The 26,027-nt window shown below is 61.1% G+C and carries 23 protein-coding genes; all 23 read left to right on the top strand.

The window, feature by feature from the left end; genetic code table 11:
* Positions 1-35 precede the first annotated feature (35 nt).
* The 23 genes from H7C18_RS31630 (at position 36) to H7C18_RS31740 (ending at position 25,991) form a co-directional block, all read left to right on the top strand.
* The gene (locus H7C18_RS31630; RefSeq protein ID WP_185133126.1) at positions 36-569 is read left to right on the top strand and encodes a hypothetical protein; all 534 of its coding nucleotides are present in this window, start codon (positions 36-38) and stop codon (positions 567-569) included.
* A gap of 1 nt (position 570) precedes the next feature.
* The gene (locus H7C18_RS31635) at positions 571-2,058 is read left to right on the top strand and encodes an AAA family ATPase (protein ID WP_185133188.1); all 1,488 of its coding nucleotides are present in this window, start codon (positions 571-573) and stop codon (positions 2,056-2,058) included.
* Between the two features lie 254 nt (positions 2,059-2,312).
* On the top strand, positions 2,313-2,876 hold the full coding sequence (locus H7C18_RS31640; protein WP_238358099.1) for a sigma-70 family RNA polymerase sigma factor: 564 nt from the start codon (positions 2,313-2,315) through the stop codon (positions 2,874-2,876).
* Positions 2,860-4,158 carry a hypothetical protein gene (locus tag H7C18_RS31645; protein WP_185133127.1) on the top strand — a complete coding sequence of 433 codons (1,299 nt, stop codon included), beginning with the start codon at positions 2,860-2,862 and terminating at the stop codon, positions 4,156-4,158. The genes H7C18_RS31640 and H7C18_RS31645 overlap by 17 nt, the downstream gene beginning before the upstream one ends.
* A gap of 641 nt (positions 4,159-4,799) precedes the next feature.
* The gene (hisC, locus tag H7C18_RS31650) at positions 4,800-5,912 is read left to right on the top strand and encodes a histidinol-phosphate transaminase (RefSeq protein WP_185133128.1); all 1,113 of its coding nucleotides are present in this window, start codon (positions 4,800-4,802) and stop codon (positions 5,910-5,912) included.
* Between the two features lie 98 nt (positions 5,913-6,010).
* Positions 6,011-6,883 carry a 3-hydroxyacyl-CoA dehydrogenase family protein gene (locus H7C18_RS31655; protein ID WP_185133129.1) on the top strand — a complete coding sequence of 291 codons (873 nt, stop codon included), beginning with the start codon at positions 6,011-6,013 and terminating at the stop codon, positions 6,881-6,883.
* Positions 6,880-8,094, top strand: coding sequence for an acetate kinase (locus H7C18_RS31660; protein ID WP_185133130.1), 1,215 nt, complete (start codon positions 6,880-6,882; stop codon positions 8,092-8,094). Before H7C18_RS31655 ends, H7C18_RS31660 begins: the two co-directional genes overlap by 4 nt.
* Before the next feature lie 35 nt (positions 8,095-8,129).
* The gene (gene asnS / locus H7C18_RS31665) at positions 8,130-9,431 is read left to right on the top strand and encodes an asparagine--tRNA ligase (RefSeq protein WP_185133131.1); all 1,302 of its coding nucleotides are present in this window, start codon (positions 8,130-8,132) and stop codon (positions 9,429-9,431) included.
* 30 nt (positions 9,432-9,461) lie between these two features.
* Positions 9,462-10,178 (top strand): DnaD domain-containing protein, encoded by a 717-nt coding sequence (locus H7C18_RS31670; protein ID WP_238358100.1) that lies wholly within the window; start codon positions 9,462-9,464, stop codon positions 10,176-10,178.
* Positions 10,179-10,342: 164 nt separating this feature from the next.
* On the top strand, positions 10,343-11,242 hold the full coding sequence (gene dpsA / locus H7C18_RS31675) for a dipicolinate synthase subunit DpsA (RefSeq protein ID WP_185133132.1): 900 nt from the start codon (positions 10,343-10,345) through the stop codon (positions 11,240-11,242).
* A complete protein-coding gene (locus tag H7C18_RS31680) occupies positions 11,239-11,835 on the top strand; it encodes a dipicolinate synthase subunit B (RefSeq protein ID WP_185133133.1) in 597 nt (198 codons plus the stop codon). The genes dpsA and H7C18_RS31680 overlap by 4 nt, the downstream gene beginning before the upstream one ends.
* 120 nt (positions 11,836-11,955) lie before the next feature.
* Positions 11,956-13,176, top strand: coding sequence for an aspartate kinase (gene dapG / locus H7C18_RS31685; RefSeq protein ID WP_185133191.1), 1,221 nt, complete (start codon positions 11,956-11,958; stop codon positions 13,174-13,176).
* 86 nt (positions 13,177-13,262) lie between these two features.
* Positions 13,263-14,138 (top strand): 4-hydroxy-tetrahydrodipicolinate synthase, encoded by an 876-nt coding sequence (gene dapA, locus H7C18_RS31690; RefSeq protein ID WP_185133134.1) that lies wholly within the window; start codon positions 13,263-13,265, stop codon positions 14,136-14,138.
* Positions 14,139-14,387: 249 nt separating this feature from the next.
* Complete coding sequence (locus tag H7C18_RS31695) at positions 14,388-16,067, top strand: ribonuclease J (protein ID WP_185133135.1); 1,680 nt, start codon at positions 14,388-14,390, stop codon at positions 16,065-16,067.
* A gap of 379 nt (positions 16,068-16,446) precedes the next feature.
* Positions 16,447-17,193 carry a ClpP family protease gene (locus H7C18_RS31700; RefSeq protein WP_238358101.1) on the top strand — a complete coding sequence of 249 codons (747 nt, stop codon included), beginning with the start codon at positions 16,447-16,449 and terminating at the stop codon, positions 17,191-17,193.
* Entirely contained in the window at positions 17,190-17,456 is a 267-nt protein-coding gene (locus H7C18_RS31705; RefSeq protein WP_185133137.1) for a YlzJ-like family protein, read from the top strand. The genes H7C18_RS31700 and H7C18_RS31705 overlap by 4 nt, the downstream gene beginning before the upstream one ends.
* A gap of 21 nt (positions 17,457-17,477) precedes the next feature.
* A complete protein-coding gene (locus H7C18_RS31710; protein ID WP_185133138.1) occupies positions 17,478-20,174 on the top strand; it encodes a DNA translocase FtsK in 2,697 nt (898 codons plus the stop codon).
* Positions 20,175-20,429: 255 nt separating this feature from the next.
* Positions 20,430-21,212 carry a spore cortex-lytic enzyme gene (gene sleB / locus H7C18_RS31715; RefSeq protein ID WP_185133139.1) on the top strand — a complete coding sequence of 261 codons (783 nt, stop codon included), beginning with the start codon at positions 20,430-20,432 and terminating at the stop codon, positions 21,210-21,212.
* 88 nt (positions 21,213-21,300) lie between these two features.
* Entirely contained in the window at positions 21,301-22,584 is a 1,284-nt protein-coding gene (yfmF, locus tag H7C18_RS31720) for an EF-P 5-aminopentanol modification-associated protein YfmF (RefSeq protein WP_238358102.1), read from the top strand.
* A gap of 1 nt (position 22,585) precedes the next feature.
* Positions 22,586-23,878 (top strand): EF-P 5-aminopentanol modification-associated protein YfmH, encoded by a 1,293-nt coding sequence (yfmH, locus tag H7C18_RS31725; protein ID WP_185133140.1) that lies wholly within the window; start codon positions 22,586-22,588, stop codon positions 23,876-23,878.
* Entirely contained in the window at positions 23,875-24,624 is a 750-nt protein-coding gene (gene ymfI / locus H7C18_RS31730) for an elongation factor P 5-aminopentanone reductase (protein WP_185133141.1), read from the top strand. The genes yfmH and ymfI overlap by 4 nt, the downstream gene beginning before the upstream one ends.
* Positions 24,625-24,724: 100 nt before the next feature.
* Positions 24,725-24,976, top strand: coding sequence for a DUF3243 domain-containing protein (locus tag H7C18_RS31735; RefSeq protein ID WP_185133142.1), 252 nt, complete (start codon positions 24,725-24,727; stop codon positions 24,974-24,976).
* Between the two features lie 244 nt (positions 24,977-25,220).
* Positions 25,221-25,991, top strand: coding sequence for a DUF3388 domain-containing protein (locus tag H7C18_RS31740; protein WP_185133143.1), 771 nt, complete (start codon positions 25,221-25,223; stop codon positions 25,989-25,991).
* Positions 25,992-26,027 lie beyond the last annotated feature (36 nt).

The raw sequence follows: 26,027 nt of genomic DNA on the forward strand, positions 1-26,027 counted from the left end.
TCAAATTCGCATACCATAAAGGAGGGCATAACGGCATGAAACTGCGAATCGTGCCTATGGCGGTAACGGCCGCTCTGTCGGCAGCTTTGCTGTTCGGAGGCTGGTATGCCTACGGACATTACGGCGTGGAGAAGCCGCTGGACCGGATCGCACAGGCGGTGCCCGGAGTCGAAACGGCGCAGACGAGCCGCTCGGCGAGCGAAGTGAAGCTTAACGTCAGCCTGTCGCCGGACGCGGATCTCGCTTCGGTTTACCGGCAGATCGAACAGAACGGCGCGCAGTCGATCGGCGGCAAGAAGCTGGAGCTCGCGGTGAACGCTCCGTCCGATCCGACTCTGGAGAAAATGTGGGGACAAGCACTGTTTAACGTGGCCGAGGCGATGGACCATCGGACCTATTCCGGCATTCAGGACGCCATGACGGAACTCGAGCAGAAGCATCCCGGACTGACGACGGCGACCGAAATGGACGACACCAACGTATACGTCACCTTGAAGTACCAAGACGCGGTGAAATACGTCATTCTGCCTCGCGAACCGCAGAAACTGGAGGTGTGGCCGAATGCGTAAGCTGAAGGAATACCGGAAGGAGATCGCGATCGGCTTCATTCCCGTTCTCCTCGCGTTTCTGATCTTCGCCGGTTTTCCCGCGATCCCGCTGCTGCTGGGCGTCTTCCTGGTCGCCGGCCTGCTTCTGTTCGCGAAGTCGCGGGGCGGAGTGGCGGTGTCGGCGGCGGGCCGGAAGCGTCCGTCCCGAGCGCCGCAGGAGCTATCCTTCGAAGATATCGGCGGACAGGAACAAGCCAAGCGCGAATTGACGGAGGCGCTCGAATTTCTCGTCAAGCGCGAACAGCTGTCGAAGCTGGGCATCCGCCCGCTCAAGGGCATTCTGCTGACCGGGCCTCCGGGCACCGGCAAGACGCTGCTGGCCAAAGCGGCGGCGCACTACACGAACTCGATTTTCATCGCCGCTTCGGGCAGCGAATTCGTCGAGATGTACGTCGGCGTCGGCGCGAGCCGCATCCGCGAGCTGTTCCAGGAAGCGCGCCGCCAGGCGGCGCGCCAGAAGAAGGACAGCGCGATCGTCTTCATCGACGAGATCGACGGCATCGGGGGCAAGCGCGACGGCGGACAGCATCGCGAATACGACCAGACGCTGAACCAGCTTCTGACCGAGATGGACGGCATCCAGGGCGACGAGCATCCGCGCGTGCTCCTGATCGCCGCGACCAACCGCAAGGACACGCTCGATCCCGCGCTGCTGCGCCCCGGCCGGTTCGACCGCAACATTCAGGTCGATCTGCCGGACAAGACGGGCCGCGAGCATATCCTGAAGCTGCATGCGCGCAACAAGCCACTGGCGGAAGGAGCTTCGCTGTCGAAGGTGGCCGACGAGACGTTCGGCTTCTCGGGCGCGCAGCTCGAGAGCGTGATGAACGAGGCGGCCATCTACGCGATGCGGGAAGAGTGCGACGAGATTCGCACCGAGCATCTGTCGCGCGCCATCGACAAGGTGATGATGGGCGAGCGGATGGACCGCGAGACGACCCGCGAGGAACGGGAGCGGGTCGCGATCCACGAGCTCGGCCATGCGATCGTCGCCGAGACGGTCCGTCCGGGCAGCGTCGCGCAGGTGTCGCTGACGCCCCGGGGCCAAGCGCTCGGCTATGTCAGGCACAATCCGAGCGAGGATCGTTATTTGTACACCAAGACGGTGCTGGAAGAGCAAATCATGATCGCCCTCGGCGGAGCGATCGCGGAGGAACTGAATTACGGCGGCCGGAGCACCGGTTCCCGCAACGACTTCGAGCAAGCGACGAACATCGTGCGCATGATGATCGAAGCCGGCTTGTCGGGTCTCGGCATCGTCCACCCGCAGGCGCTCACGACGGAGCAGTGGTCGCAGGAGAACGCGAATATCCTGGGCGATCTGACCGAGCGGACGCGCGATCTGCTGGGCGTTCACCTGGAGACGTTCCGCCGCATGCTGGACATCCTGATCCGCGAGGAGACGCTGTCCGGCGAAGAGCTGCGCAAGCAGCTGCAAGCTGTTGCCTGATTCGATTCCATCCGAGCGCTTTCGGGTCTCTCGGGACCCGGAGGCGCTGTTTGCGTTTCGGATTTTTTGACGGAATACCGATCCTTTTGCGCGAAATTTCCCGAAAGTCTTAAGGAATCTTTAAAGGAAATTCGATGCCAATTGTGATAGCATGAGAAGGAGGTTCTTCGAGCCGGAGCTTCGTTTTGGCGAAATTCCGGTTTTTGTTTGAACCGTCTTGGCGGTACGTTCGTCAAATGAAGAGGTGAACGGTTTTGGAATCCGAGGCTAATTTCGATTATTTAAAATATATGACCGATCATGAGGACAAAAAAGCCCTGCTGGGCGAACTGATGACGGTTTACGGCAAAGAAGTTTGGAATTATGCTTATAGTATTACCCGCAAGTGGGATTTGGCGGACGATATCTCGCAAGAGGTATTCATCAAAGTGTACAAGAACCTGCACGGCTTTCGCCGCGACGCCTCGGTCAAAACCTGGCTGCTCACCATTACGCGCAATACCGCGATCGATTTCCAGCGATCCGCCTTTTTGCGGAAGGTGACGTTGACCGACTGGATCGGCGAAACCGGCGAACGCAGATCCGTGGAGCACGACGTGATCGAGAACCAGACGGTGAACGACATGTGGAGCCTCGTTCTGCAGCTGCCGGTCAAATATCGGGAGGTACTCATTCTATACGCTCATAACCAACTATCGCTCAAAGAGATCGCGGACATTCTCGAAGTGACGGAAGGCACGGTCAAGTCGCGAATGTTCCATGCGCGCAAGAAATTACAGAAAATGAAGGAGCGGATGGATCATGGATCCGACCGATAAGGAACTGAAGGAGCAGCTGGCATCGGGCCCCTTCGCCCGGGACGGCTTCGACGATCGGCTTCGCCGCCGCATCGAGATGAACCTCGACCGGCCGGAGCAGCGCCGCTCGGGTTCCCGGAGGCGCCGCAGCCGGGCGGCCGGGGCTCTCGCGGCTGCGGCGGTCCTGGCGCTGATCTTCGCCGTTTGGCAATGGGGGCCGGCCGGGCTGGGCGGCCATGCGGGCGAGCGGGCTTCGAAGCTTAATAATCTGCAGAGCGCGACGGTGCCGGGCCTAACGGAGGCTTACGACGAAACGATCCGTTCCGCCGTTCTCATCGGCCTGCGCAAGGACGTCACCGCTCCGGACGGCCGAACGGTCAGCTCCTATCGGACCGTGCTCGTAGCTCCGCAGAACAACAAGCTGGAGGTCGCGGCGGAAGGCTCCGGCATCGTCATGCCGTACAAGCAGACGTTCTGGAAGATCGAGACGACGGCGGACGACGGCCATTCCGATTCCCAGAGCCTGATCGCCTACCAGGCTTACGGGAGCAAGGCGCTGACCGAGAAGCCGGCTTCCGTCGTGGCGACGCCCAGGCCGAATCTCGTCTCCGAGCGGCTGCTGTTCGTCGGGAACGAATACGTGGCCGTTGCGCAGGACGCCGCGGGAGGCGGCGACGGCGCGGCTCCCGAGTACCTTTATGTGAAGAACATCAAGCAGCTCGCCTCTTCGGCCGGCACCGACTACGATCCGTCGACCGAGCCTCATACGGCGTTCGAAGACGCCGTGGCGGAGCAGCCGGGCAGCTCGACGGCAGCGAAGGCGGAAGATGCTGCGGCAGTCGGCGCTTCCGCGGACGGCGGCAAGACGGAGCAATGGTCCATCGCCCGCAAGACGGGCCGCTGGACTGGCGTCTCCTACGGCGCCGATTCCGTAACGGCGCCGGTAGACTTGAATGCGGAGCGGGAGATTCCGACGGAGCTGCCGGAACGGGTCGCGCCGAACGATTCGCTCCAATGGACCTGGGATCAAATCCGGCAGGTCGAGCCGACCGCCACCGACGCATTCTCGTACAACGACTTGCTGGCGACCGTCGTCGACCGGGAGATCAAGGTGTACGCGTACAAACAGAAGGACGGCCTGTCCCACCCGCTGCCGATCGAGCTGGAGCCGAACGAATCGATCATTATGGTGTTGTGGGCGCTGAACCAGTCGGAGTCGAAAAACTACGCCGACCAATGGAAAAAGAAAGTCGCGGAAATTCTCGACTACAAGCCGCAGGCCTTGCCGTCGGCTAAATCCTGAACCGACTAAGAATCGAACCTGGCTTCCCGCCCTCGTCTATCGCGACGAGGGCTTTTTTCGATTGGAGAGCGCGGAGGTTTGGTTACCGGTGCGCTTGAGGAGCACAGTTAATTTGAAATCAGATTAACTCGAAGTGGGGAGCTGCTCGAGAACCGAAGTTAGTCTGAAAGCAGACGAAATCCACTCGCAATGGCTCGTGAGCGGCGGATTTGGTTTGATAACAGAATAATTCAGCCTTGGGGAGCGCGGGAGGACCGAAATTAGTTTGAAATCAGATTAACTCAGTGGGGGGAGTTGCTTGAAGACCTAAGTTAGTTTGAATTCAGATTAACTCGAGGTGGGGGGCTGCTCGAAAGTTTAGGTTAGTCTGAAATCAGACGAAATCCGCTCGCAAAGGCGCGTGAGCGGCGGATTTGGTCTGAAATCAGATGAACGCAGCCGTGGGGAGTGCGTGAGGACCGAAGATAGTTTGAAATCAGATTAACTTAGAAGCGGGGAGCGGCGTGAGGTCCCGAAATTTTTTGAAACCGGCCGGGCCAAACGAAAAACGGAAAACTTTGTCTTTTCTATTGACTTTAACAAATTAAAGCGTTAATTTATTATCATATTACTATAATAAAGCGAAATAGGAGTTGACCCCCATGGAATCGAACGATCTCCGAGTATCTCCGCGCCGCGTGTTGGCGGACATGACGCCTTATACGGCGGGCAAGCCGATCTGGGAAGTCCAGCGGGAGTACGGGCTGGACCGGGTCGTGAAGCTGGCGTCGAACGAGAACCCGCTCGGCCCGTCGCCGAAGGCGCTGGAAGCGATACAGTCGCTGCTCCCGGACCTCCACCGATACCCCGACGAGCGCGCGTTCGGCCTGCTTCGGGCGCTGTCGGAGCGCTTGCGCCTGCCGGAGGAATGCCTGATCGTCACGAACGGAGGAGACGAGCTGATCACGCTGCTTTCAGAGGCTTATTTGGAACCGGGCGACGAGGTCGTCGTGCCTTCTCCCACGTTCAGCGAATACGCCTTCGGCGCCCGTCTCATGAACGCGACGCCGGTCCCGGTCCCGCTCCGCGAGGGGTATCGCTTTTCTACGGACGATTTGCTCGCCGCCGTAACGGAGCGGACGAAGCTCGTTTATCTGTGCACGCCGAACAACCCGACCGGCACCTATCTGCCCGGGCCGGAGATGCGCAGGCTGCTCGATTCTTTGCCGCGCCGCGTGCTCGTCGTCATCGACTCGGCTTACGCCCACTTCGCGACCGCTCCGGACTATGATGACGGTATGGCATACGTACGGGAAGGCCGGCCGGTCGTCGTGCTGCAGACCTTTTCCAAAATATACGGCTTGGCCGGCATCCGCGTCGGCTACGGCGCGGCGCCGGCGGAGATCGTGCGCTCCCTGCTCCAGGTCAAGGAGCCGTTCAACGTGAACGCGCTCGCCCAAGCCGCCGCCGCTGCGGCGCTCGCCGACGACGCGCATCTGGAAGCGTCGCGCCGGGTCAACGAAGAGGGCCGCAAGCAGCTGTACGACGGGTTGACCGCGCTCGGTATCCCCTATATCGAGAGCATGAGCAATTTCATTCTGGCCGAGCCGGGCGAACGGGCGGCCGGCATGTTCGAGGCGCTTATGGCGAAAGGCGTGATCCTCCGCTCCGGCAAAGGGTGGAATCTCCCGCGCCACGTTCGCATCTCGGTCGGAACCCGCGAGGAGAATAAGCTGCTTCTCTCCGAGCTCGCCGCGTTCATGAAATCCTCTTAATTTCGCCATCGATTCGTCCGTTTCAAGGGCGAGAACGGTTGTGGTAAGATGAGAGGGACAACGGTGACGATCGCATTCAGACGGTGGGGGGAAGGCGGATGTTTCGCAAGATTGGAGTTGTGGGAGCGGGCACGATGGGGCAAGGAATCGCCGAGATGCTCGCAGCGAAAGGGCTGGACGTCCATCTGACGGAGAAGACGCCGGAGAAGCTGCAGCGGGGCGTGGAAGCGATCGAGCTGAGCCTGGACCGGCAGATCGAACGATGGGCGATCACGCAGGCGGAGAAGAAGCTGATCCAGAACCGCATTCATCCCGAGCCCTCTCTGGAGCATTTGTCTTCATGCGAGCTGGTGATCGAGACGATCAGCGAGGAGCTGGACAGCAAGCTGGCCGTCTTCGGGCAGCTTGGGGCGATTTTGCCGGAGACGACGATCATCGCGAGCAATACGTCCACGCTCAGCTTGACCGAGCTGGCCGGCGCGGCCCGGAGGCCGGAGCGGGTCATCGGCATGCACTTCGTGTATCCCGCGATCCGCATCGACGTCGTCGAGATTATCCGCGGCCTGCAAACCTCGGAGGAGACGTTCCGGGATACGAAGGAGTTCGTCGAGCAGGTGCTCGGCAAAAAAGGCGTCATGGTATTCGAGTCGCCCGGATTCGTCACGACGCGGCTCAGCTGCCTGCTGATCAACGAGGCGCTGCATCTGCTCGAGGAAGGGGTGGCGTCCGCCGAGGACATCGATTCGTCGATGCGCGTCGGCTACCGGTTCCAGCACGGCCCGCTCGAGATGGCGGACCGGTTCGGTCTCGATTCGGTGCTGGCCGCGCTGGAGCGGATGTTCCGCGAATACGGCGAGCTTAAGTACCGGCCTTCGATTCTGCTGAAGAAAAAAGTGCGGGCCGGGCAGCTCGGCGCCAAGACGGGCGTCGGATTTTTCTCGTACGACAAGGACGGTGACCGGATCGGATGAACGTACTCGTGATCAATGCGGGAAGCTCCTCGCTCAAGTACCAGCTGTACGACATGACGAACGAGACGGTGCTCGCCAAGGGGCGGGTCGAACGGATCGGCATGGAATCGTCCATTCTGACCCATGAAGTCGAAGGGGAGCCGGATGTCCGGGAAGTGAGCGAGATCCTGGAGCATACGGCCGCCGTACGAAAAGTGCTCGACATGCTGACCCATCCGAAGTTCGGCGTTCTCCGGGCGATCGGCGACATTCAGGCGGTCGGCCATCGCGTCGTGCACGGTGGCGAGTCGTTTCACGAATCGGTGCTGATCGACGCCGACGTGAAGGCGGAAATCCGCCGTCTGTTCGACCTGGCTCCGCTGCACAATCCGGCGCACATGATGGGAATCCTGGCCGTGGAAGCGAATCTGCCGGACGTTCCGCAGGCGGTCGTGTTCGACACCGCGTTCCATCAGACGATGCCGCCGGCTTCCTACTTGTACGCGATTCCGACGGTGCTGTACCGCAAGCACAAGATCCGGCGCTACGGGTTTCACGGAACGAGCCACGATTACGTGAGCAAGCAGGCGGCCGCCTTCCTCGGAAAAGCGCCGGAAGCGCTGAAGATCGTCAGCTGCCATATCGGCAACGGCGCGAGCTGCGCGGCCATCCTGCACGGCAAGTCGTACGACACGAGCATGGGCATGACGCCGCTCGAAGGGCTGATGATGGGAACGCGCAGCGGCGATCTCGATCCCGCGATCGTTCCGTTCGCGATGAACAAGGAAGAGCTGACGCTTAGCGAAGTGAATTCGATGCTGAACAAGCACAGCGGACTGCTCGCGATCTCCGGCCTCAGCAGCGACATGCGCGAAGTGGTGCAGGCGATGGAGGAAGGCAGCGAGCCGGCGAAGCTTGCGTTCGAGATGTACGCCTACCGCATCCGCAAATATATCGGCGCATACGCGGCGGCCATGAACGGCATCGATGTGCTGCTGTTCACCGCAGGCGTGGGCGAAAATTCCGTTCCGCTGCGCAAGCGCGTCTGCGAAGGGCTGACGTTCCTGGGGCTCGAACTGGACGATGCCCGCAACGAAGTACGGAGCGGCGAGACGCGGCGGGTCTCCGCCGACGGATCGCAGGTCGACGTTCTGGTCGTGCCGACGAACGAAGAGCTGCTGATCGCCCGCGATACCTACCGTTTGGCGATCGGCCCGAAGGGCAAGAGGTAACAGAACGGGATACAGGAACGAAAGGGGAAAAGGCCATGACGGCAAGCGTCCAAACGACGATTTCGGAAGCGGGCTCCCATGTGGGCCGGCAGGTCCGCATCGGCTGCTGGCTGACGCGGAGACGCTCCAGCGGCAAGATCCAATTTCTCCAGCTGCGGGACGGTACGGGGTTTATTCAGGCGGTGCTTGTCAAGGAGGAGACGCCGGCCGACGCGTGGCAGGCCGCTTCCGAGCTGACGCAGGAAAGCTCGCTTTACGTTACCGGCGTCGTCCGCGAGGAGCCTCGCAGCCCATCAGGCTACGAATTGGCCGCGACCGGCATCGAGGTCATCCAGATCGCGCAGGATTACCCGATTACGCCGAAGGAGCACGGCGTCGACTTCCTGATGGACCACCGCCATCTGTGGCTTCGCGCGCCGCGGCAGCGCGCCATTCTGCGCATTCGGGCCGAGATCGTGTCGGCGATCCAGCATTTTTTCGACGAACGGGGCTTTACGCAGGTCGATCCGCCGATCCTGACGCCATCATCCGCCGAAGGGACGACGAATCTGTTCCATACGAAATATTTCGACGAGGACGCCTACCTCACCCAGAGCGGTCAGCTGTATATGGAAGCGGCGGCGATGGCGCTCGGAAAAGTTTATTCGTTCGGGCCGACGTTCCGGGCGGAGAAATCCAAGACCCGGCGGCATCTGATCGAATTCTGGATGATCGAGCCGGAGATGGCGTTCGTCGATCACGAACAAAATTTGCGCGTTCAGGAGCAGTTCGTCTCCTTCGTCGTCTCGCGGGTGCTGGACCGGTGCCGGCAGGAGCTGGAGACGCTTGGGCGGGACACGTCGGCGCTGGAGCGGGTGCAGGCTCCGTTTCCGCGGATCACGTACGACGAAGCGCTCGAACTGTTGAAGGAAGACGACATGGCGCTGCCGTGGGGCGAGGATTTCGGCGCTCCGCACGAGACGGCGATCGCCCGGCGGTTCGACCGGCCGGTGTTCATTACTCACTACCCGGCTTCGTTCAAGGCTTTCTATATGAAGCCGGACCCGAACCGGCCGGAGGTCGTGCTGTGCGCGGACCTTATCGCTCCGGAAGGGTACGGCGAGATCATCGGCGGCTCGCAGCGGATCGACGACCCGGCGCTGCTCGAAGCCCGCTTCGCCGAGCACGGGCTGGCGCCGGAAGCGTATGGTTGGTACCTGGATCTGCGCAAATACGGCACGGTGCCGCATTCCGGCTTCGGTCTCGGGCTGGAGCGTACGGTCGCCTGGATTTGCGGCCTGGACCACGTGCGGGAGACGATTCCGTTCCCGCGCATGCTTTACCGGCTGTACCCGTAAGGTTCGGCCGGAAGGGGAGGAGAAAATAGGATGCTCGATCGCAACGCGCTCGCGCGGGGGCTTGCGGAAGCTTATATGGACGGAGCGGTCAGTCTGCCGTACGCCCTGCTGCGCAGTTACCGCGCGCTGAAGCTGACCGATACGGAATGCATGATCGTCATCCAGCTGCTGGCGTTCCGTCAGCTGGAGCAGAACGAATTCCCGACGATGGAACAGCTCCAGCAGCGGCTCGGCGCATCGCAGACGGCGGTCGGGCAGGCGATGCAGAAGCTTGTCAAGCACGGCTTCGTCGGCATTGACGAAGTGTACGACCCGGCAACGGGCGTTCAATCGGAACGGTACAACCTGACCGGCCTGTTCCGGAAGATCGCCGCGCTGCTGGCGGCCGAGGAGCTGCCGCTGCGCGGCGGCGCGGCGGATCTCGGCGCCGAAGGCCCGGACGATACGGCCTCCTTGCGGAAGCCGCTTCGCCCGGCCTCGGACGAAGCGGCGCCGACGAACCTGCTGACCGTATTCGAGCAGGAGTTCGGCCGGCCGCTTACGCCGATGGAGTGCGAGACGATCACGGGCTGGCTGGATTCGGACGGCTATGCCGAAGAGCTTGTGCTGTTCGCGCTCAAGGAGTCCGTATTCGCGGGCAAGCTGCATTTTCGCTATATCGATCGCATTCTGCTGGAATGGAGCCGCAACCGCGTCGGCAGCGTCGAAGACGCACGCGCGCACGTTCAGAAGTTCCGCAGCCGCTGACGGCGCGGATTCCGGACCGCCGGGGAACGAATTCCCCGGCGGTTTTTCGCGTCCGGATTTTCCGGCGGCGAGGCGCCTCCTTCCCGCCTTTCCGTCCACGCACCGGACGCTAGGCGGCTGCATAAGATGTGCTAGGCTGCTCGCAGCAGAAGGGAGGGATTGTCATGCTCACCGGCGTGCAAGTCGTGCTCGCAGGGGGAGACGCAAGGCAGCTAGAAGTGATCCGCCGGCTCACGGAGCTGGACGCGGCGGTCGTCGTCGCGGGATTCGACCGGCTCGATACGCCGCTGCCCGGCGTTGTGAGGACGGAATGGTCGCCCGAAGCGCTCATCAAAGCGGATGCGCTGGTGCTTCCGCCGGTCGGAACGGAGGACGACGGCAGCATCTCGGCCGTCTTCACGGAGAAAGACATGAAGCTGTCCGACGAGCATCTGGCGGCGCTGCCGAAGACGAGCAGGATTTATTGCGGCATGGCCAAACCTTATCTGCGCCGCTTGTGCGAGAAACATCGGATCGGACTGGTTGAGCTGTTCGAACGGGACGACGTTGCGATCTACAACTCCATCCCGACGGCGGAAGGCGCCGTGATGATGGCCATTCAAAATACCGACATCACGATTCACGGCTCCACCTGCATGGTGCTCGGACTCGGCAGAACCGGTCTCACGCTGGCGCGGACGCTTCAGGGATTGGGAGCGACGGTCAAGGCCGGCGTGCGTCGGGAGGAGTCGTTCGCACGGGCTTACGAGATGGGGTTCGAGCCTTTCTACATGCCGGATTTGGCGCGTCAGACGGGGAATATCGACTTGCTTTTTAATACAATTCCTAATATGATAGTCACAGCGCAAGTGATCGCCGGACTCCCCCTGCGCGCCGTTATTATCGACCTGGCTTCGAAGCCGGGCGGAACCGATTTTCGCTTCGCCGAGAAGCGCGGAATCAAGGCTCTGCTCGCTCCCGGACTCCCGGGAATCGTCGCTCCGAAGACCGCCGGTCGGATTATCGCCAACGGCCTCATCCAGATGATTCTGGAAGACGGGCGACAACGGGGGAATGCGACATGAATTGGCAAGGAACGACGGTCGGCTACGCTTTGACCGGTTCTCACTGCACGCTGGCGGAAGTGATGCCCCAGATCAAGAGATTCGTCGATGCCGGGGCGAACGTCGTGCCGATCGTGAGTCAAACGATCATGACGACGGATACGCGGTTTGGAACGAGCGAGCATTGGCAGGAGCAGCTTCGCGAGCTGACCGGCAACGAGCTGATCAGCACGATTCCGGAAGCCGAACCGCTCGGCCCCTCGAAGAAGCTCGACGTGCTGGCGATCTCGCCGTGCACGGGCAATACGACGAGCCGGCTTGCCAACGCGATCACCGACAGTCCGGTATTGATGGCGGCCAAGGCGCAGATGCGCAACGGCCGGCCGATCGTGCTGGCCATCTCGACCAACGACGGCCTCGGGCTGAACGCCGCCAATATCGCCAAGTTGCTGGTGGCGAAGAACATTTACTTCGTTCCGTTCGGCCAGGATAATCCCGAAGCGAAGCCGAATTCGCTCGTGGCGAGAATGGACCTGGTCATGGAGACGTGCGAGGCCGCATTGCAAGGCAAACAGCTTCAGCCCATGCTGATTGAACGATTTTTATACGCCTGACGGGATTTGTTTTCTTTATTTTACGATGCAGCATTTTACATCGGATTCATCGCACCCGGGATCGGACCCCCGACGCCTTGTCGTTCATCCGCTTTTCATCAAGGATGAAGGAAGGAACGAATCATGATCACGGTGCAGAAGTTTGGAGGGACGTCGCTGTCCGACGAACGAGGTCGGCGGCACGTCCTCCGTCATATTTCGCGCGAACGCGCGACCGGCGCCGGTCTCGTCGTGGTCGTCTCGGCCATGGGCCGGCGCGGCGAGCCTTATGCGACCGATACGCTGCTGGACTGGATCGACCGCAACGGCCGATCCCTTCCGGATCGCGAGAAGGACATGCTTCTCAGCTGCGGAGAACTGATCTCCGCGGCGACGCTGTGCAGCTTGCTGAATCGCGAAGGCATTCCGAGCGTGGCCTTGACCGGCGGCCAGGCGGGCATCGTCACCGACGGCCGTTTCGGTTCGGCTCGCATCGCGAAGGTGAATCCCGCCAAGATCGCCGAGCATCTCGCCGACGACAAAGTCGTGATCGTAGCCGGGTTCCAGGGCATGACCGAGGACGGGGAGATCACGACGCTCGGGCGAGGCGGAAGCGATACGTCGGCCGCCGCGCTCGGCGCGGCGCTGGAAGCTTCCGTCGTCGACATCTACACCGACGTCGAAGGCATTCTGACGGCCGATCCCCGGCTGGTCGGCGAAGCGCGGCCGCTGGCGGTCGTCAGCTACGAAGAGATTTGCAACATGGCCTACAACGGAGCCAAGGTCATTCATCCGCGCGCCGTGGAGATCGCCATGCGGGCCGGGGTGCCGATCCGGGTGCGTTCCACGTTCTCGGATAGCGAAGGCACTTTGGTGACCCGCGCGGACCTTGCCCGCGAGAAAAGCGGCTGGATGGACCGCGCCGTCACCGGTCTCGCCCACGTCGGCGGGGTAACCCAGCTGGCGGTCGGCACGCCGGAGGGGCCGTCGGACCTGCAATTACGAGTCTTTCGGGCCATGGCGATAAACGGCATCAGCGTCGACTTCATCAACGTGACGCCGGCCGGCATTCTGTATACGGTCGGCGAACCCGACGCGGACCTGGCGATCGCGCTTCTGCGCGAGATGGGCTTCGAGCCCCGTTCCCGGGCCGGATGCGCCAAAGTGGCGGTCATCGGCGGCGGAATGAACGGAGAGCCCGGCGTTATGGCCCGAATCGTGGAAGCGTTGACGGAGAGCAACATCCCCATTTTGCAATCGGCAGACTCCAACGCCACCATCTGGGTGCTGGTGTCTGAAGAAGATATGGCGCCCGCCATGCGGGCTCTTCATTCTGCGTTCAGCTTGCACCTGACTCCCTGAACGGGGAGGACGGCGCAAGCGGACGCCCCGGTCCTTGCGGACCGGCGCAACGCCCTTTCGCGCACATTTCGGAGGAGGAAACGAAGATGAGTTTTGGTCGCTTGATTACGGCGATGGTCACCCCGTTCAACGAGCAGCTGGAGATCGACTGGGAAGTAACGGGCCGGCTTGTCGATTACCTGATCGAGGAGCAGAAATCGGACAGCCTCGTCGTTAGCGGCACGACCGGGGAATCCCCCACGCTGACGGACGACGAGAAGGAAGCCCTGTTCCGCTTCACCGTCCAACGCGCCGCCGGCCGCTGCAAGATTATCGCCGGCACGGGAAGCAACGACACCGCTCATTCGATCCATCTGACGCGGATCGCGGAGCAGGCCGGCGTCGACGGCATTCTGCTCGTCACCCCTTATTACAACAAGCCGAACCAGGAAGGAATGTACCGCCACTTCAAGGCGATCGCCGAATCGACTTCTCTTCCGGTTATCCTCTATAACGTGCCCGGACGCACCGGAGTCAACCTTTCGGCCGCCACTACGCTGCGGCTCGCCGAGCTGCCCAACGTGGCGGCCACGAAGGAATGCTCCACGCTCGACCAGATGACGGAGATCATTAAGGATGCGCCGGAAGGCTTTCTGCTGTACTGCGGCGACGATGCCGTCAATCTGCCCGTGCTCTCGATCGGGGGCTACGGACTGATCAGCGTGGCCAGCCACGTGATCGGAGCCGAGATGAAGGAGCTGATCGCGGCTGCGCTGGAGGGTCGAAGAGAGGATGCGGTCCGGCTCAACAACCGCTGCTTCCCGGTATTCAAAGGCTTGTTCCAATGTCCGCATCCGGTGCCGAATCCCGTCGCCGTCAAATATGCCCTTACCCTGAAGGGGCTTCCCGTCGGCGACGTCCGCCCGCCGCTCGCGGGACCGTCGGAAGAGGAAGCGGCATTTATCCGCAAACTGCTCGGCTAAAGGCGCTTCTTAAGAGTCGGAAGCTTCCGCTCCGTAAAGCCGATGCCTGACGCAGGCATCGGTTTTGTCGTATAAGGAGACGCTATAGGGGAAAAGGATCTGGCTGAAAGCCGCGGCGCGCCAGGTTGAATTCGGTCTTTTGCTTCATGTATAATGAAGTGGAGTGATTGGGTGCGGCTAAAATTTCATTGCAACTTGACAATTCCATAGGAGCGGGATCGTCGGATCCAAATGTAGGAGGTACTAGACTTGTCCAAAAAGAACAACCAAGACAAATTACTCATTTTCGCACTGGGTGGCGTCGGCGAGATCGGCAAAAACATGTACGTCATCCAATACGGGAACGACATCGTCGTCGTGGATTCCGGTTTGAAATTCCCGGAAGAGGAAATGCTCGGCATCGACGTCGTCATTCCCGACATCACGTACTTGCTCGAGAATCGCGACAAAGTACGGGGCATTCTGATCACGCACGGTCACGAGGACCACATCGGCGGATTGCCTTACGTGCTTAAGCAGCTGAACGTACCTGTCTACGCGACGAGACTGACGCTCGGCCTGATCGAGAACAAACTGAAGGAAGCGGGCCTGCTCGGCGAGACGAAGCGGATTCTGATCAACGCCGACTCGGAAGTTCAGATGGGCTCGATCCGGGCGAGCTTTTTCCGTACGAACCATAGTATTCCGGATTCGGTCGGGGTCTGCCTGGACACGCCGGAAGGCGCCGTGGTCCATACGGGGGACTTCAAATTCGACCATACTCCGGTCAACGATCAGTTCGCGGATCTGCAGCGGATCGCCGAGATCGGCAAGCGCGGCGTGCTTGCGCTGCTGTCGGACAGCACCAATGCCGAACGTCCCGGTTTTACGCCTTCGGAGAGCAATATCGGCAAGGAATTGGTCGATATTTTCCGCAGCGCGCGCCAGCGCGTCGTCATCGCGACGTTCGCGTCGAACGTGCACCGGATTCAGCAGATCATCGACGCGGCCGCGGAGACGCGCCGCAAGATGACGGTCATCGGCCGCAGCATGGTCAATATCGTCAGCATCGCCTCGGAGCTCGGCTATCTTCACATTCCGGAAGGAATGCTGATCGAGCCTGAAGAGGTAAACAAGCTGCCGGCGGACCGCGTCGTCATTCTGTCCACGGGCAGCCAGGGCGAACCGATGTCCGCGCTGACGCGGATGGCCCGGTCGACCCATCGCAAGGTGGACATTCTTCCCGGAGACACCGTCGTCATCTCGGCGACGCCGATTCCGGGGAACGAGCGGTATGTCGGACGCACGGTCGACGAACTGATGCGGCTCGGCGCTTACGTCATCTACGGACCGGGTTCGGTCACCGGGGTGCACGTATCCGGCCACGGCAGCCAGGAAGAGCTGAAGCTGATGCTGAACCTGGTACGGCCGAAGTTCTTCCTGCCGATTCACGGCGAGTACCGGATGCTTCGCCATCATGCAATGCTGGCCGAGGCGGTAGGGATCGACAAGGAGAACATCTTCCTGCTGGACAACGGCGACACGGTCGAGTTCCAGAACGGCACCGCGCGCAAGGCGGGCAAGCTCCCGGCGGGCAACGTGCTGATCGACGGACTCGGCGTCGGCGACGTCGGCAACATCGTGCTGCGCGATCGCAAGCTGCTGTCGCAGGACGGCATTCTGGTGGTCGTGGTTACGCTGAGCAAACAGGACGGAACCATCATGTCCGGTCCGGACATCATCTCCCGGGGCTTCGTGTACGTTCGCGAATCCGAGGGGCTGCTGGAAGAAGCGAACCGGATCGTGTCGGGCACGCTGCAGAAGCTGATGAGCGAGAACGTCAACGAATGGGCTTCGCTCAAGACGAACGTCAAAGATGCGCTCGGCCGGTTCTTATTCGAACAAACCAGAAGAAGACCGATGATCCTGCCGATCATTATGGAAGTATAATCGCAAGACAAGCATCAGCAACATCCCACACTCACAAGCCATGAATGCCGCCTCTCTTCTTCACGGAAGAGCGGGCGGCTTTTTCGTTGTTTAGGAAATGATGCGATTAAACTTCCTGTGGATAACCGGGGACTCCCCCAAAAGGAATCGGAATTAACTTCAGAGCATCACTTCACTTTTGGGGGATTCTTATCGGGGGTTCCCCAAAAGTAATCGGATTTAACTTCAGAGCATCGCTTCACTTTTGGGGGAATTGTTCTGTTCTCAGGAAGCTTTTTCCGGCCTTCGCTGACGTCGTCGCGGAATGGCGGGACGAACGGACGCCCATACTATGTCAATCCCCGCCGCCCTTGCGGCGGAAGCGAGGAGGGCGAACCGCTTGAACGAAACACCCAAGCCTCAGATCCAGCCGGAGCCGGCGCCGCCGGTGGATGACGAGCGCAAATCCGCCGTAACCGACAACATCGTCCAACTGGGACAGGCGGCGGTTCCCGCCGCCGAATCGAACATCTTCTGCCTGACGATCATCGGACAGGTGGAAGGACATATGATGCTGCCGCCGCAGAACAAAACGACCAAATACGAGCACGTCATCCCGCAGCTGGTCGCGGCCGAGCAAAATCCGAAGGTCGAAGGCTTGCTCCTCGTGCTCAACACGGTGGGCGGCGATGTCGAAGCGGGTCTTGCGATCGCGGAGATGGTCGCATCGCTGTCGAAACCCAAAGTGGCGGTCGTGCTCGGCGGCGGCCATTCGATCGGAGTGCCGATCGCGGTGTCGGCCGATTACACGTTTATCGCCGAGACCGCGACGATGACCATTCATCCGATCCGGCTCAACGGGCTGATCATCGGCGTTCCGCAAACGTTCGAATATTTGGAGAAAATGCAGGAGAGGGTCGTCCGCTTCGTCACCGGCCACTCCAATATTAGCGAGGCATTGTTCAAGGATCTGATGTTCCGGACGGGCGAGCTGACGCGGGATATCGGCACGAACGTCATCGGCATGGAAGCGGTCCGGCACGGCTTGATCGATGCCGTCGGCGGCATTGGCGAAGCGATTCGGGAACTCAATCGCCGGATCGCGGAGAAGAAGGCCGAACGCCCCGAAGGGGTGGGAGCCGTATGACGCTGTATACCTGCATGCCTCTCGAGCTGGTGCTGGACGGCATGCATGAGGGGCCCGGGCCGCTCGTGGAGGTGGGACGGGAAGGACTGACGATGCTGGTGGCGCCGACGGCGCCCGGCGTCGGACGTATCGTCCGTTTGCTCGTCGCGCCTCTTGAGTACTATCTGAAGCCGGAGTACGCACCTGGTTCTATCGTCTTATACGGCGGCGCCGGCCTGGAGGAGAAGACGGCGCCGCCGCAGTTAGAGCCGCCCCTCATGTAAACCCGGTTCGACTATGGTATAATGTTGAACCGGGAGGTGGCAAACTTGGCCAAACGGAAACGCAAGAAGGCCTCGTTGGGAGCAAGCCTGAAATTCGAAATTTACGGCATCCTGTTGATCACGCTCTCGGTCATTGCGATATACGGCGAAGCGGCGGGCGGAAGGTCGCTGTCCAAGCTGTTCGGATATCTGCTCGGCAATTTTTATTTCCTGCTGCCGATCGGCGGCATCTGGCTCGGGTTGCATGCGATGATCAAGAGATCCTGGCCGCGAGGCTGGACGTCGCGAAGAAGCGGCTTCGTTCTGATCGGATGCGGTCTGACGCTATGGAGCGCCATGGGCTTCATCGACGGCCGTCTCGATCCGCTGAACGCGGTCACGCCTTCGACCATCTTTTCGCAAACGCTTCATCAATTGTATGAGCAAATCTGGGGCGGACCGGTCGAAGCGGAGTTCAGCATTCACGACAAGGACATCGGCGGCGGCCTGCTCGGAGCGCTGCAATATTCGCTGCTGTTCTGGCTGTTCGGGTACGCCGGTTCCCGATTCGTACTGATCATCGAATTCGCGATCGCGCTGATGCTGGTGACGAACCGATCTTACGTCGATATGGTCAGAGCCCTTAGATTGGGTCTAAAGCGTTTCGGCTCGGTCTTCTTCTCCCGCCTGACGACGGGGCGCAAGCAAATCGCGGCCAAGGCGGTTCCGGTCAAAGGCAAAGGAGCCTCCCGCGCGAAGGCGGTTCCGGCGCCGGTGCTGGACGACGACCCCGAGGAGGAAGCGCCGCTCGCGCCGGCCGCGCGCAAGAAACCGGTTTTTTTCCAGCTGTTCCACGGCAAGCCGGAGTCGGACCGTGAAGATCGCGGGGCCCCCGATTGGGAAGAGGACGGGGAGCCGATTCTGTATCCGGCCGCGGAAGGGCCGAAAGTACATATCCATTCCTCGGGGAAGAAAGACCGGGCTGCGGAACCGGTCAGCAGCCTGTTCGGCCAGCGACATGAAGCGCCTGCGCCGGTGGCGGAAGAGCCTCCGGCGTCGCCCTCCTGGCCGGAGGAAGAGGGCCGCGAGGCGTCCTTTGCCTCGTTCGGAGAGCCGCCCGAGGAGGAAGAGTGGGCCGGGGCGGATGAGATGCAGGACGGCGAATGGGACGACGACGAGCCGCATGAAGGAGCGGAGCCGGCAGAAGGCGCGGAGCCGGGGACGCCCGCGGCGGAAGCGGAAAGCTCCGGCGAAGCGGGCGAAGGCGCCCGCCTGGCCAAGCCGGCAGCGAAGCCGAGGCGGCCTTACCGGATGCCGCCGCTTCACCTGCTCGGCAAGCCCCAGGGGGCCGGCCGCGGCGGCTCGGCGGCGGACAACCGCGAGACGGCCCGCAAGCTGGAGGCGACGTTGGAGAGCTTCGGCGTGCGCGCGAAAGTGCTGGACGTCGCCAGAGGCCCGGCGGTGACACGGTACGAGCTGCAGCCGGATACCGGCGTGAAGGTGAGCCGGATCGTGAGCCTGACCGACGATATCGCGCTCGCGCTGGCGGCGAAGGATATCCGGATGGAGGCGCCGATTCCGGGCAAGTCGGCGATCGGGATCGAGGTGCCGAACTCCGAAGTGAGCGTCGTAACGCTTCGGGAAGTGCTGGAGACGCAAGCGTTCCAAGAAGCGCAGTCCAGGCTGTCGATCGCGTTCGGCCGAGACATCTCCGGCCAGCCGATCGTCGGCAACCTGGCGCGCATGCCGCACCTTCTCGTCGCCGGGGCGACCGGTTCGGGCAAGTCGGTATGCATCAACGGCATTATCGCCAGCATCCTGTACAAAGCCAAGCCGGACGAAGTGAAGTTTCTGATGATCGACCCGAAGATGGTCGAGCTTAACGTCTATAACGGCATTCCGCACCTGCTCGCTCCCGTCGTGACCGACCCTCGCCGCGCCGCTCTGGCGCTGAAGAAGGTCGTTGTGGAAATGGAGAAGCGGTACGAGAAATTTTCCAAGTCGGGCACGCGCAACATCGAAGGTTACAACACGTTGATGCTGAGCGGCGACAACCCCGACGCCGTGCTTCCTTATTACGTCGTCATCGTGGACGAGCTGGCGGACCTGATGATGGTAGCGGCGGGAGACGTCGAAGACGCGATTATGCGGCTGGCGCAGATGGCCCGGGCGGCCGGCATTCATCTGATCATCGCCACGCAGCGCCCGTCGGTCGACGTCATCACCGGCGTGATCAAGGCGAACATTCCCAGCCGGATCGCCTTCGGCGTCTCGTCCCAGGTCGATTCGCGCACGATTCTCGACATGGTCGGCGCCGAGAAGCTGCTCGGCCGCGGCGATATGCTCTTCCTGCCGATGGGCTCCTCCAAGCCGATCCGGGTTCAGGGCGCGTTCCTGTCCGACAACGAAGTGGAGGCGGTCGTCTCCCACGTGCGGGGACAGGCGGAGGCGAGCTACGACGAGGAACTCGTGCCGGAAGTCGGCGAAGAGGCGGAATCCGAGAGCGACGAAATTCTCGACGAACTGTTCGACCAAGCCGTCGGCATCGTCCTGGAAGCGAAGCAGGCTTCGGTGTCGCTGCTTCAGCGCCGCATGAGGATCGGCTATACCCGTGCCGCGCGGCTTATCGACTCGATGGAAGCAAGGGGAATCGTCGGCCCCTACGAAGGAAGCAAGCCGCGCGAAGTGTTGATGACGCTGGAGCAGTTTCAGACGGGCGGGAACCGGATCTCTTCCTAGGGACCCGGGCCGGGCACGGCCATCCAACGGAAATCATGAGCAGACGACCGCTCCTCGGAGCGGTTTTTTTGCTGTTTCGGGAGCAAACGCCGAGCCGTTCGCCGTCAAACCGCAGCCTTCCCGAACCCGTACCGCGCCGAGTTCGCCGCTTCCCGCACGGATGCGAATAAGTCAGCCAATCCTTCCTCATACTAACATCCATCAATGTGGCCGTTACGGCCAGCCAAAAATGACTGGGAAAGGCGTGACTCGTCCGTGAGATATCGTCTGGTAATCCTTGCGGTTTGTTTGGTAATGGGAGTGTTGGGGCTCTATACGCTGGGGCATTCCAACCATGCGAAATCGACCTTCAGCGAAGCGATCATTCAGCAAGGCGCGTCCGGCCAAGATGTGTATGAGCTTCAAGGCCGGCTCAAGGCGCTCGGATATTACAACGGGAAAGTGGACGGCAGCTTCGGGGCCGACACGCTGAACTCGGTCAAGTGGTTCCAGTGGAAGTTCGGCATGAAGGCGGACGGCGTCGTCGGCGCCAAAACGAAGCTGATGCTCTGGAAAGCGACGAAGGATTGGAGACCGACGGCCGAGGAGGCTCCCTCCAACAATACGGCCGGCACGACCGGGGGCGGCACTTCCGGCGGCGGCGCGGGTACCGCGGATCTTCCCGCATCGAATCATGCCGGCATCTCGGCCAACGACATGAAGCTGATGGCCAACGCGGTTTACGGCGAATCGCGGGGCGAGCCCTATGAAGGACAAGTCGCGGTGGCGGCGGTCATTCTGAACCGGGTCAAGTCGTCCGAGTTTCCGAATACCGTCTCCGGCGTCATCTTCCAGCCCGGAGCGTTTACCGCCGTGGCCGACGGCCAGATCTGGCTGACGCCGAACGCGACGGCGGCCAAGGCGGTCAAGGATGCGCTGAGCGGTTGGGACCCGAGCGAAGGCTGCCTCTACTACTTCAATCCGGAGACCGCCACTTCGAAATGGATCTGGTCGCGGCCCCAGTACAAGACGATCGGAAAGCATATTTTCTGCCGGTAAAATATTTATTGCGTTTTGATTTGCTTCGGGCATGGCCATCGGGTAGAATGGGGCTGAATTGGAAAAGAAATCTAAGGGGTTTGATGCCTTGAAAACAGAACAATTCGAGCGCGGATCCGTTGGGCGGATGCGCGTCCACGTGCTTCCGACGGAGCGTTTTAAAACGTATGCCCTGTCTCTGTTCATCGGTATCCCGCTCTCCGAATCCCGGGTGACGCCTGTCGCGCTCACCCCGTTCGTGCTTCGGCGGGGAACGGCCTCCTACCCGGAGACGATCTCTTTCCGCGAGCGGCTCGACCACCTGTACGGAGCCGGCTTCGGCTTCGATCTTTACAAGCGCGGCGATTATCAGATCGTCCAGATGCGGCTCGACATCATCAACGACCGTTTCGTTTCTTCCGATGAATCTCTGCTTAAGGAAGCGATCCGCTTCCTCGGCGAAGCGCTGACCGCTCCCGCGCTGGAGGACGGTCATTTCCGGACCCGCTACGTCGAAGCGGAGAAAACGACGGTCGAACGCCGGATCGAGGCGATCGTCAACGACAAGATCCGGTACGCCGCCGAGCGGTGCGTGGCGGAGATGTGCAAGGACGAACCGTATCGCCTGCTGGCGCTCGGCCGGAAGGAAGATCTGCCGGGGCTGGATGCGGCAAAGCTTCACAAGCAATATGAGGAATGGCTCGGAAGCGCCGTTCTCGATCTTTATGTCTCCGGCGACACGTCGCTCGCCGAGGTCGTTCCGCTGGTCGAGAACGCCTTCCGGCTGCCGGCGGGCTCCCCGGACCGTTACGCCCCTCCGGAACTCAGGAAGCCCCGTTCGGAGCCGCAGACGGTGGTAGAGCGGCTGGAAGTCGGCCAAGGCAAGCTGAACATGGGCTTGCGCACGGCATCGACCTACGGCGACGCCCATTACCCCGCGCTGCTCGTGTACAACGGTATACTCGGCGCGTTCCCGCACTCCAAGCTGTTCATCAACGTTCGCGAGAAGGCGAGCCTTGCTTACTATGCTTCTTCCCGTCTTGACGGCCACAAGGGTCTGCTGACGATCCAGTCGGGCATCGAGATCGAAAATTTCGAGCGCGCGCTCGGCATCATCCGAGAGCAGCTTGCCGCCATCCAGGCGGGCCAGATCTCCGTAGAAGAGATGGAGCGCACGAAGGCGATGCTGGCCAACCAGCTCCGGGAGCTGCAGGATTCCGCCTACGAGCGGATCTCGTTCGATTTCAACAACGTGCTGTCCGCGACGGAGCGCACGGGCGAGAGTCTGCTGGCCGAAGTCGAAGCGGTAACGCCCGAGCAGGTGACCGAAGCGGCGCGCGGCGTGGGGCTCGACACGATCTATTTCCTGCGGGACCGGAAGGGGGAGGGGTAAGATGACGGTTCGGAATTATCCGAAGCTGCAGGAGACGCTGCTCGTGGCGAAGCTTGACAACGGCCTGGAAGTGTTCATCCTGCCGAAGCCGGGCTTTACGAAGACTTACGCCACGTTTACGACGCGTTACGGCTCCGTCGACAACCGCTTCCGGGCCGCGGGCCATGAAGAGCGGCGCGTCCCCGACGGCATCGCCCATTTTCTCGAGCACAAGATGTTCGAAGAGCCGGAAGGAGACGTATTCGCCCGGTTTGCTTCGCAAGGCGCTTCCGCCAACGCGTTTACGAGCTTCGACCGCACGGTCTATCTGTTCTCGGCGACCGGAGCGGTGGAAGCGAACGTGGACACGCTGCTCGATTTCGTCCAGAACCCTTACTTCACCGACGAGAACGTGGAGAAGGAGAAGGGCATCATCGTGCAGGAGATCAACATGTACCGGGACAATGCGGACTGGCGCGTCTACTTCGGCTTGATCGAGGCGCTGTACCGGAACCACCCTGTGCACATCGACATCGCGGGAACGCCGGATTCGGTCCGTTCGATCACGAAGGAGATGCTGTACGACTGCTATCGCACGTTCTACCATCCGTCGAATATGACGCTGTTTATCGTCGGCGGAGTCGATGCCGATGCGATGCTGGAGAGAATCAAGGCGAACCAGGCGCGCAAAACGTTCGAGCCGGCCGGACCGATCGAGCGTTTCTTCCCGGAAGAGTCGGCCGAAGTCCGTACGCCCCGGAAGGAAGCGACGCTGCCGGTTTCGCTTCCGAAATGCATCTTCGGCTATAAAGAAGAGCCGGGCCCGCAATCCGGCGATGCCGCGATTCGCCGCGAGCTGACGACCAAGCTGATGCTCGATGCGCTGCTCGGCGCGAGCTCGCCGTTGTACCAGGAGCTGTACGACGACAATCTCATCTCCGACAGCTTCGGCCACGAGTACAACACCGGTCCCGGCTACGCTTTCTCCGCCATCGGCGGCGACACCCGCGATCCGGACGCGCTGCTCGCCAAGGTCGGGCAGGCGTTCGCCCAGGCGGCGGAGCGGGGAATCGAAGAAGCGGTATTCGAGCGTACCCGTCGCAAGCGGATCGGCGCTTACCTGCGGATGCTCAACAGTCCGGAGGCGATCGCCGGGGAGTATACCCGTTACTATCTCAAGGGCGGCGACCTGTTCAAGGTCGTGGAGCTGTATGAGAGCATGACCGTGGGCGAGATCAACGAGCGGCTGCGCGAGCACGCCGATCCGTCGCGTCTGGCCGTTTCCATCGTCCGCGGGGGAGAAGGTTCGGCTTGAGCCGGAACGGGCGGCCGGTCGCGCTCGTGACCGGGGCCTCGGGCGGCATCGGCGCGGCGGTAGCCCGCCGGCTGGCGAAAGACGGAGCCGATCTGATCGTCCATTACGGTTCCTCGCGGGAGCGGGCGGAAGAGACGGCTTCCGCCTGCCTTCTCGCAGGTTCGGCCCGCGCCGAAGCCGTGCGGGCCGATCTGCGTTCCGGCGGGGACTTGGAGGCGCTTAAGGCGGAGCTGGAAGTTAGGGGGCTGACGCCGAACGTCGTCGTCCACTGCGCCGGCTTTACCCGCTATGAGCTGCTGCAGGACACTCCCGAAGAAGCGTGGGACGAGCTGTTTCAGGTTCATCTCAAGTCGGCGTACCGGCTGGCCAGACTGTTCGGACCGGCCATGAGCTGGAATCGCTGGGGGCGGATCGTGCATTTGTCCAGCGTATGGGGGCTTGTCGGCGCGGCGGGGGAGGTAGCTTATGCCGCCGCCAAAGGAGGCTTGAACAGCTTTACCAAGGGGCTGGCCAAGGAGATGGCTTCTGCCGGCGTGACGGTCAATGCGGTCGCGCCCGGCGCGGTGGATACGGACATGCTGAGCGAGCTGGGCGACGACGAGCGGCGGGAACTGATCGCCGATATTCCGCTCGGCCGTTTCGCGAAGCCGGAGGAAGTGGCGGAACTGGTCGCTTTTCTGGCGTCGGACCGGGCCGGTTACATAACGGGACAGGTGCTTGCGCTGACGGGCGGATGGCAAGCGTAGAAGGTTGGCGCCTTGAAACTTTGGACGAATACCGAAGGGGCGCTTCGGATATATTATCGGTTGTAGCACCAATCCAACATGGCAGGAGGCTGCTCAATCGATGTCGACCGTGCTGAACAATTTCGAATCGTGGAAGCATTTCTTGGGAGACCGGGTGGACGCCGCGAAACAAATGGGGATCAACGAAGAGGCCATCTCCAAGCTGGCTTTTGAGATCGGAGATTTTCTGAGCAACAAAGTCGATCCGAAGAACGAAGAGCAGCGCATCCTGAAGGATCTCTGGGACGTCGGCGACGAATCGGAACGTCAAACGATGGCTCGCCTGATGGTCAAGCTGGCGGATCGTCATTAATTTTTTATCAGAAACGAACCGAGCGTCATTTTGAATCGTCATAAACCATAAGACGAGCGTTCCTATGCGAACGGCTCCGCCCAAGACGGTGCGGGGCCGTTTGGGCATGAGAAGCTTTTCTGGGACTTTGGGAGGAATCTTCCCGAAACTTTTGCAGGAGTTTGACGAGTTTTGTAGAATGGATTAAAGGGCCGATGAATCGTTAGGCGACGCATCGAATTGCTGCCCCCAAGAGGTGCCGGGAATGGAAAAAAAGCAATGGTACATGGAATACAAAATTCATAAAAACCGCCCCGGCTTGCTGGGAGATCTGGCTTCTCTGCTCGGGATGCTGGAAGTGAACATCATTACGATCAACGGGGTCGAGGACCGGACGCGCGGACTGCTGCTGCAGACCGACGACGACGAGAAGATCGAACTGCTCGGAAAGATGCTATCCAAAGTCGAGAACATCTCCTTGATTACGCTTCGTCCCCCCAGGCTGACCGATATTCTGGCGATTCGCCACGGGACTTACATCGAACGGGATTCCTCCGACGGCAAGACGTTTCGTTTCACGCGGGACGAACTCGGTTTGCTGGTCGATTTTTTGGGTGAATTGTTTAAAAAAGAAGGGAACCAGACGATCGGCCTACGGGGCATGCCGCGGGTCGGCAAGACGGAATCGATCATCGCGGGCAGCGTATGCGCCAACAAGCGCTGGGCGTTCGTCTCTTCGACGCTGCTGAGGCAGACGGTCCGCAGCCAGCTTTCGGAAGAAGAGATGAATCCGAACAACGTCTTCATTATCGACGGCATCGTCAGCACGATCCGGTCCAACGAGAAGCATTACGGCTTGCTGCAGGACATTATGGCGATGCCTTCGACGAAGGTGATCGAGCATCCCGATATTTTCGTTCGGGAATCGGAGTTCGATTACGACTTGTTCGATTGCATCATCGAACTCCGCAATACGCCGGAGGAAGAAATTACATACGAGAATTTCACGACGGCCGGGTTGGACGACGGCTTCTAATGCAAGCTAAGCTTACCGCCCTCATAAACGATCAGA

Origin of the sequence: Cohnella zeiphila, from assembly GCF_014212055.1 — a bacterium.
GTDB lineage: Bacteria > Bacillota > Bacilli > Paenibacillales > Paenibacillaceae > Cohnella > Cohnella zeiphila.

Coding starts and splice junctions, on each gene's coding strand:
- H7C18_RS31740 (WP_185133143.1), top strand. CDS start 25,221: ATGGAAAAAAAGCAATGGTACATGGAATACAAAATTCATAAAAACCGC.
- dapA (WP_185133134.1), top strand. CDS start 13,263: ATGAGTTTTGGTCGCTTGATTACGGCGATGGTCACCCCGTTCAACGAG.
- hisC (WP_185133128.1), top strand. CDS start 4,800: ATGGAATCGAACGATCTCCGAGTATCTCCGCGCCGCGTGTTGGCGGAC.
- H7C18_RS31660 (WP_185133130.1), top strand. CDS start 6,880: ATGAACGTACTCGTGATCAATGCGGGAAGCTCCTCGCTCAAGTACCAG.
- H7C18_RS31680 (WP_185133133.1), top strand. CDS start 11,239: ATGAATTGGCAAGGAACGACGGTCGGCTACGCTTTGACCGGTTCTCAC.
- H7C18_RS31630 (WP_185133126.1), top strand. CDS start 36: ATGAAACTGCGAATCGTGCCTATGGCGGTAACGGCCGCTCTGTCGGCA.
- H7C18_RS31710 (WP_185133138.1), top strand. CDS start 17,478: ATGTTGAACCGGGAGGTGGCAAACTTGGCCAAACGGAAACGCAAGAAG.
- asnS (WP_185133131.1), top strand. CDS start 8,130: ATGACGGCAAGCGTCCAAACGACGATTTCGGAAGCGGGCTCCCATGTG.
- H7C18_RS31735 (WP_185133142.1), top strand. CDS start 24,725: ATGTCGACCGTGCTGAACAATTTCGAATCGTGGAAGCATTTCTTGGGA.
- H7C18_RS31670 (WP_238358100.1), top strand. CDS start 9,462: ATGCTCGATCGCAACGCGCTCGCGCGGGGGCTTGCGGAAGCTTATATG.
- dpsA (WP_185133132.1), top strand. CDS start 10,343: ATGCTCACCGGCGTGCAAGTCGTGCTCGCAGGGGGAGACGCAAGGCAG.
- yfmH (WP_185133140.1), top strand. CDS start 22,586: ATGACGGTTCGGAATTATCCGAAGCTGCAGGAGACGCTGCTCGTGGCG.
- H7C18_RS31645 (WP_185133127.1), top strand. CDS start 2,860: ATGGATCCGACCGATAAGGAACTGAAGGAGCAGCTGGCATCGGGCCCC.
- H7C18_RS31705 (WP_185133137.1), top strand. CDS start 17,190: ATGACGCTGTATACCTGCATGCCTCTCGAGCTGGTGCTGGACGGCATG.
- H7C18_RS31655 (WP_185133129.1), top strand. CDS start 6,011: ATGTTTCGCAAGATTGGAGTTGTGGGAGCGGGCACGATGGGGCAAGGA.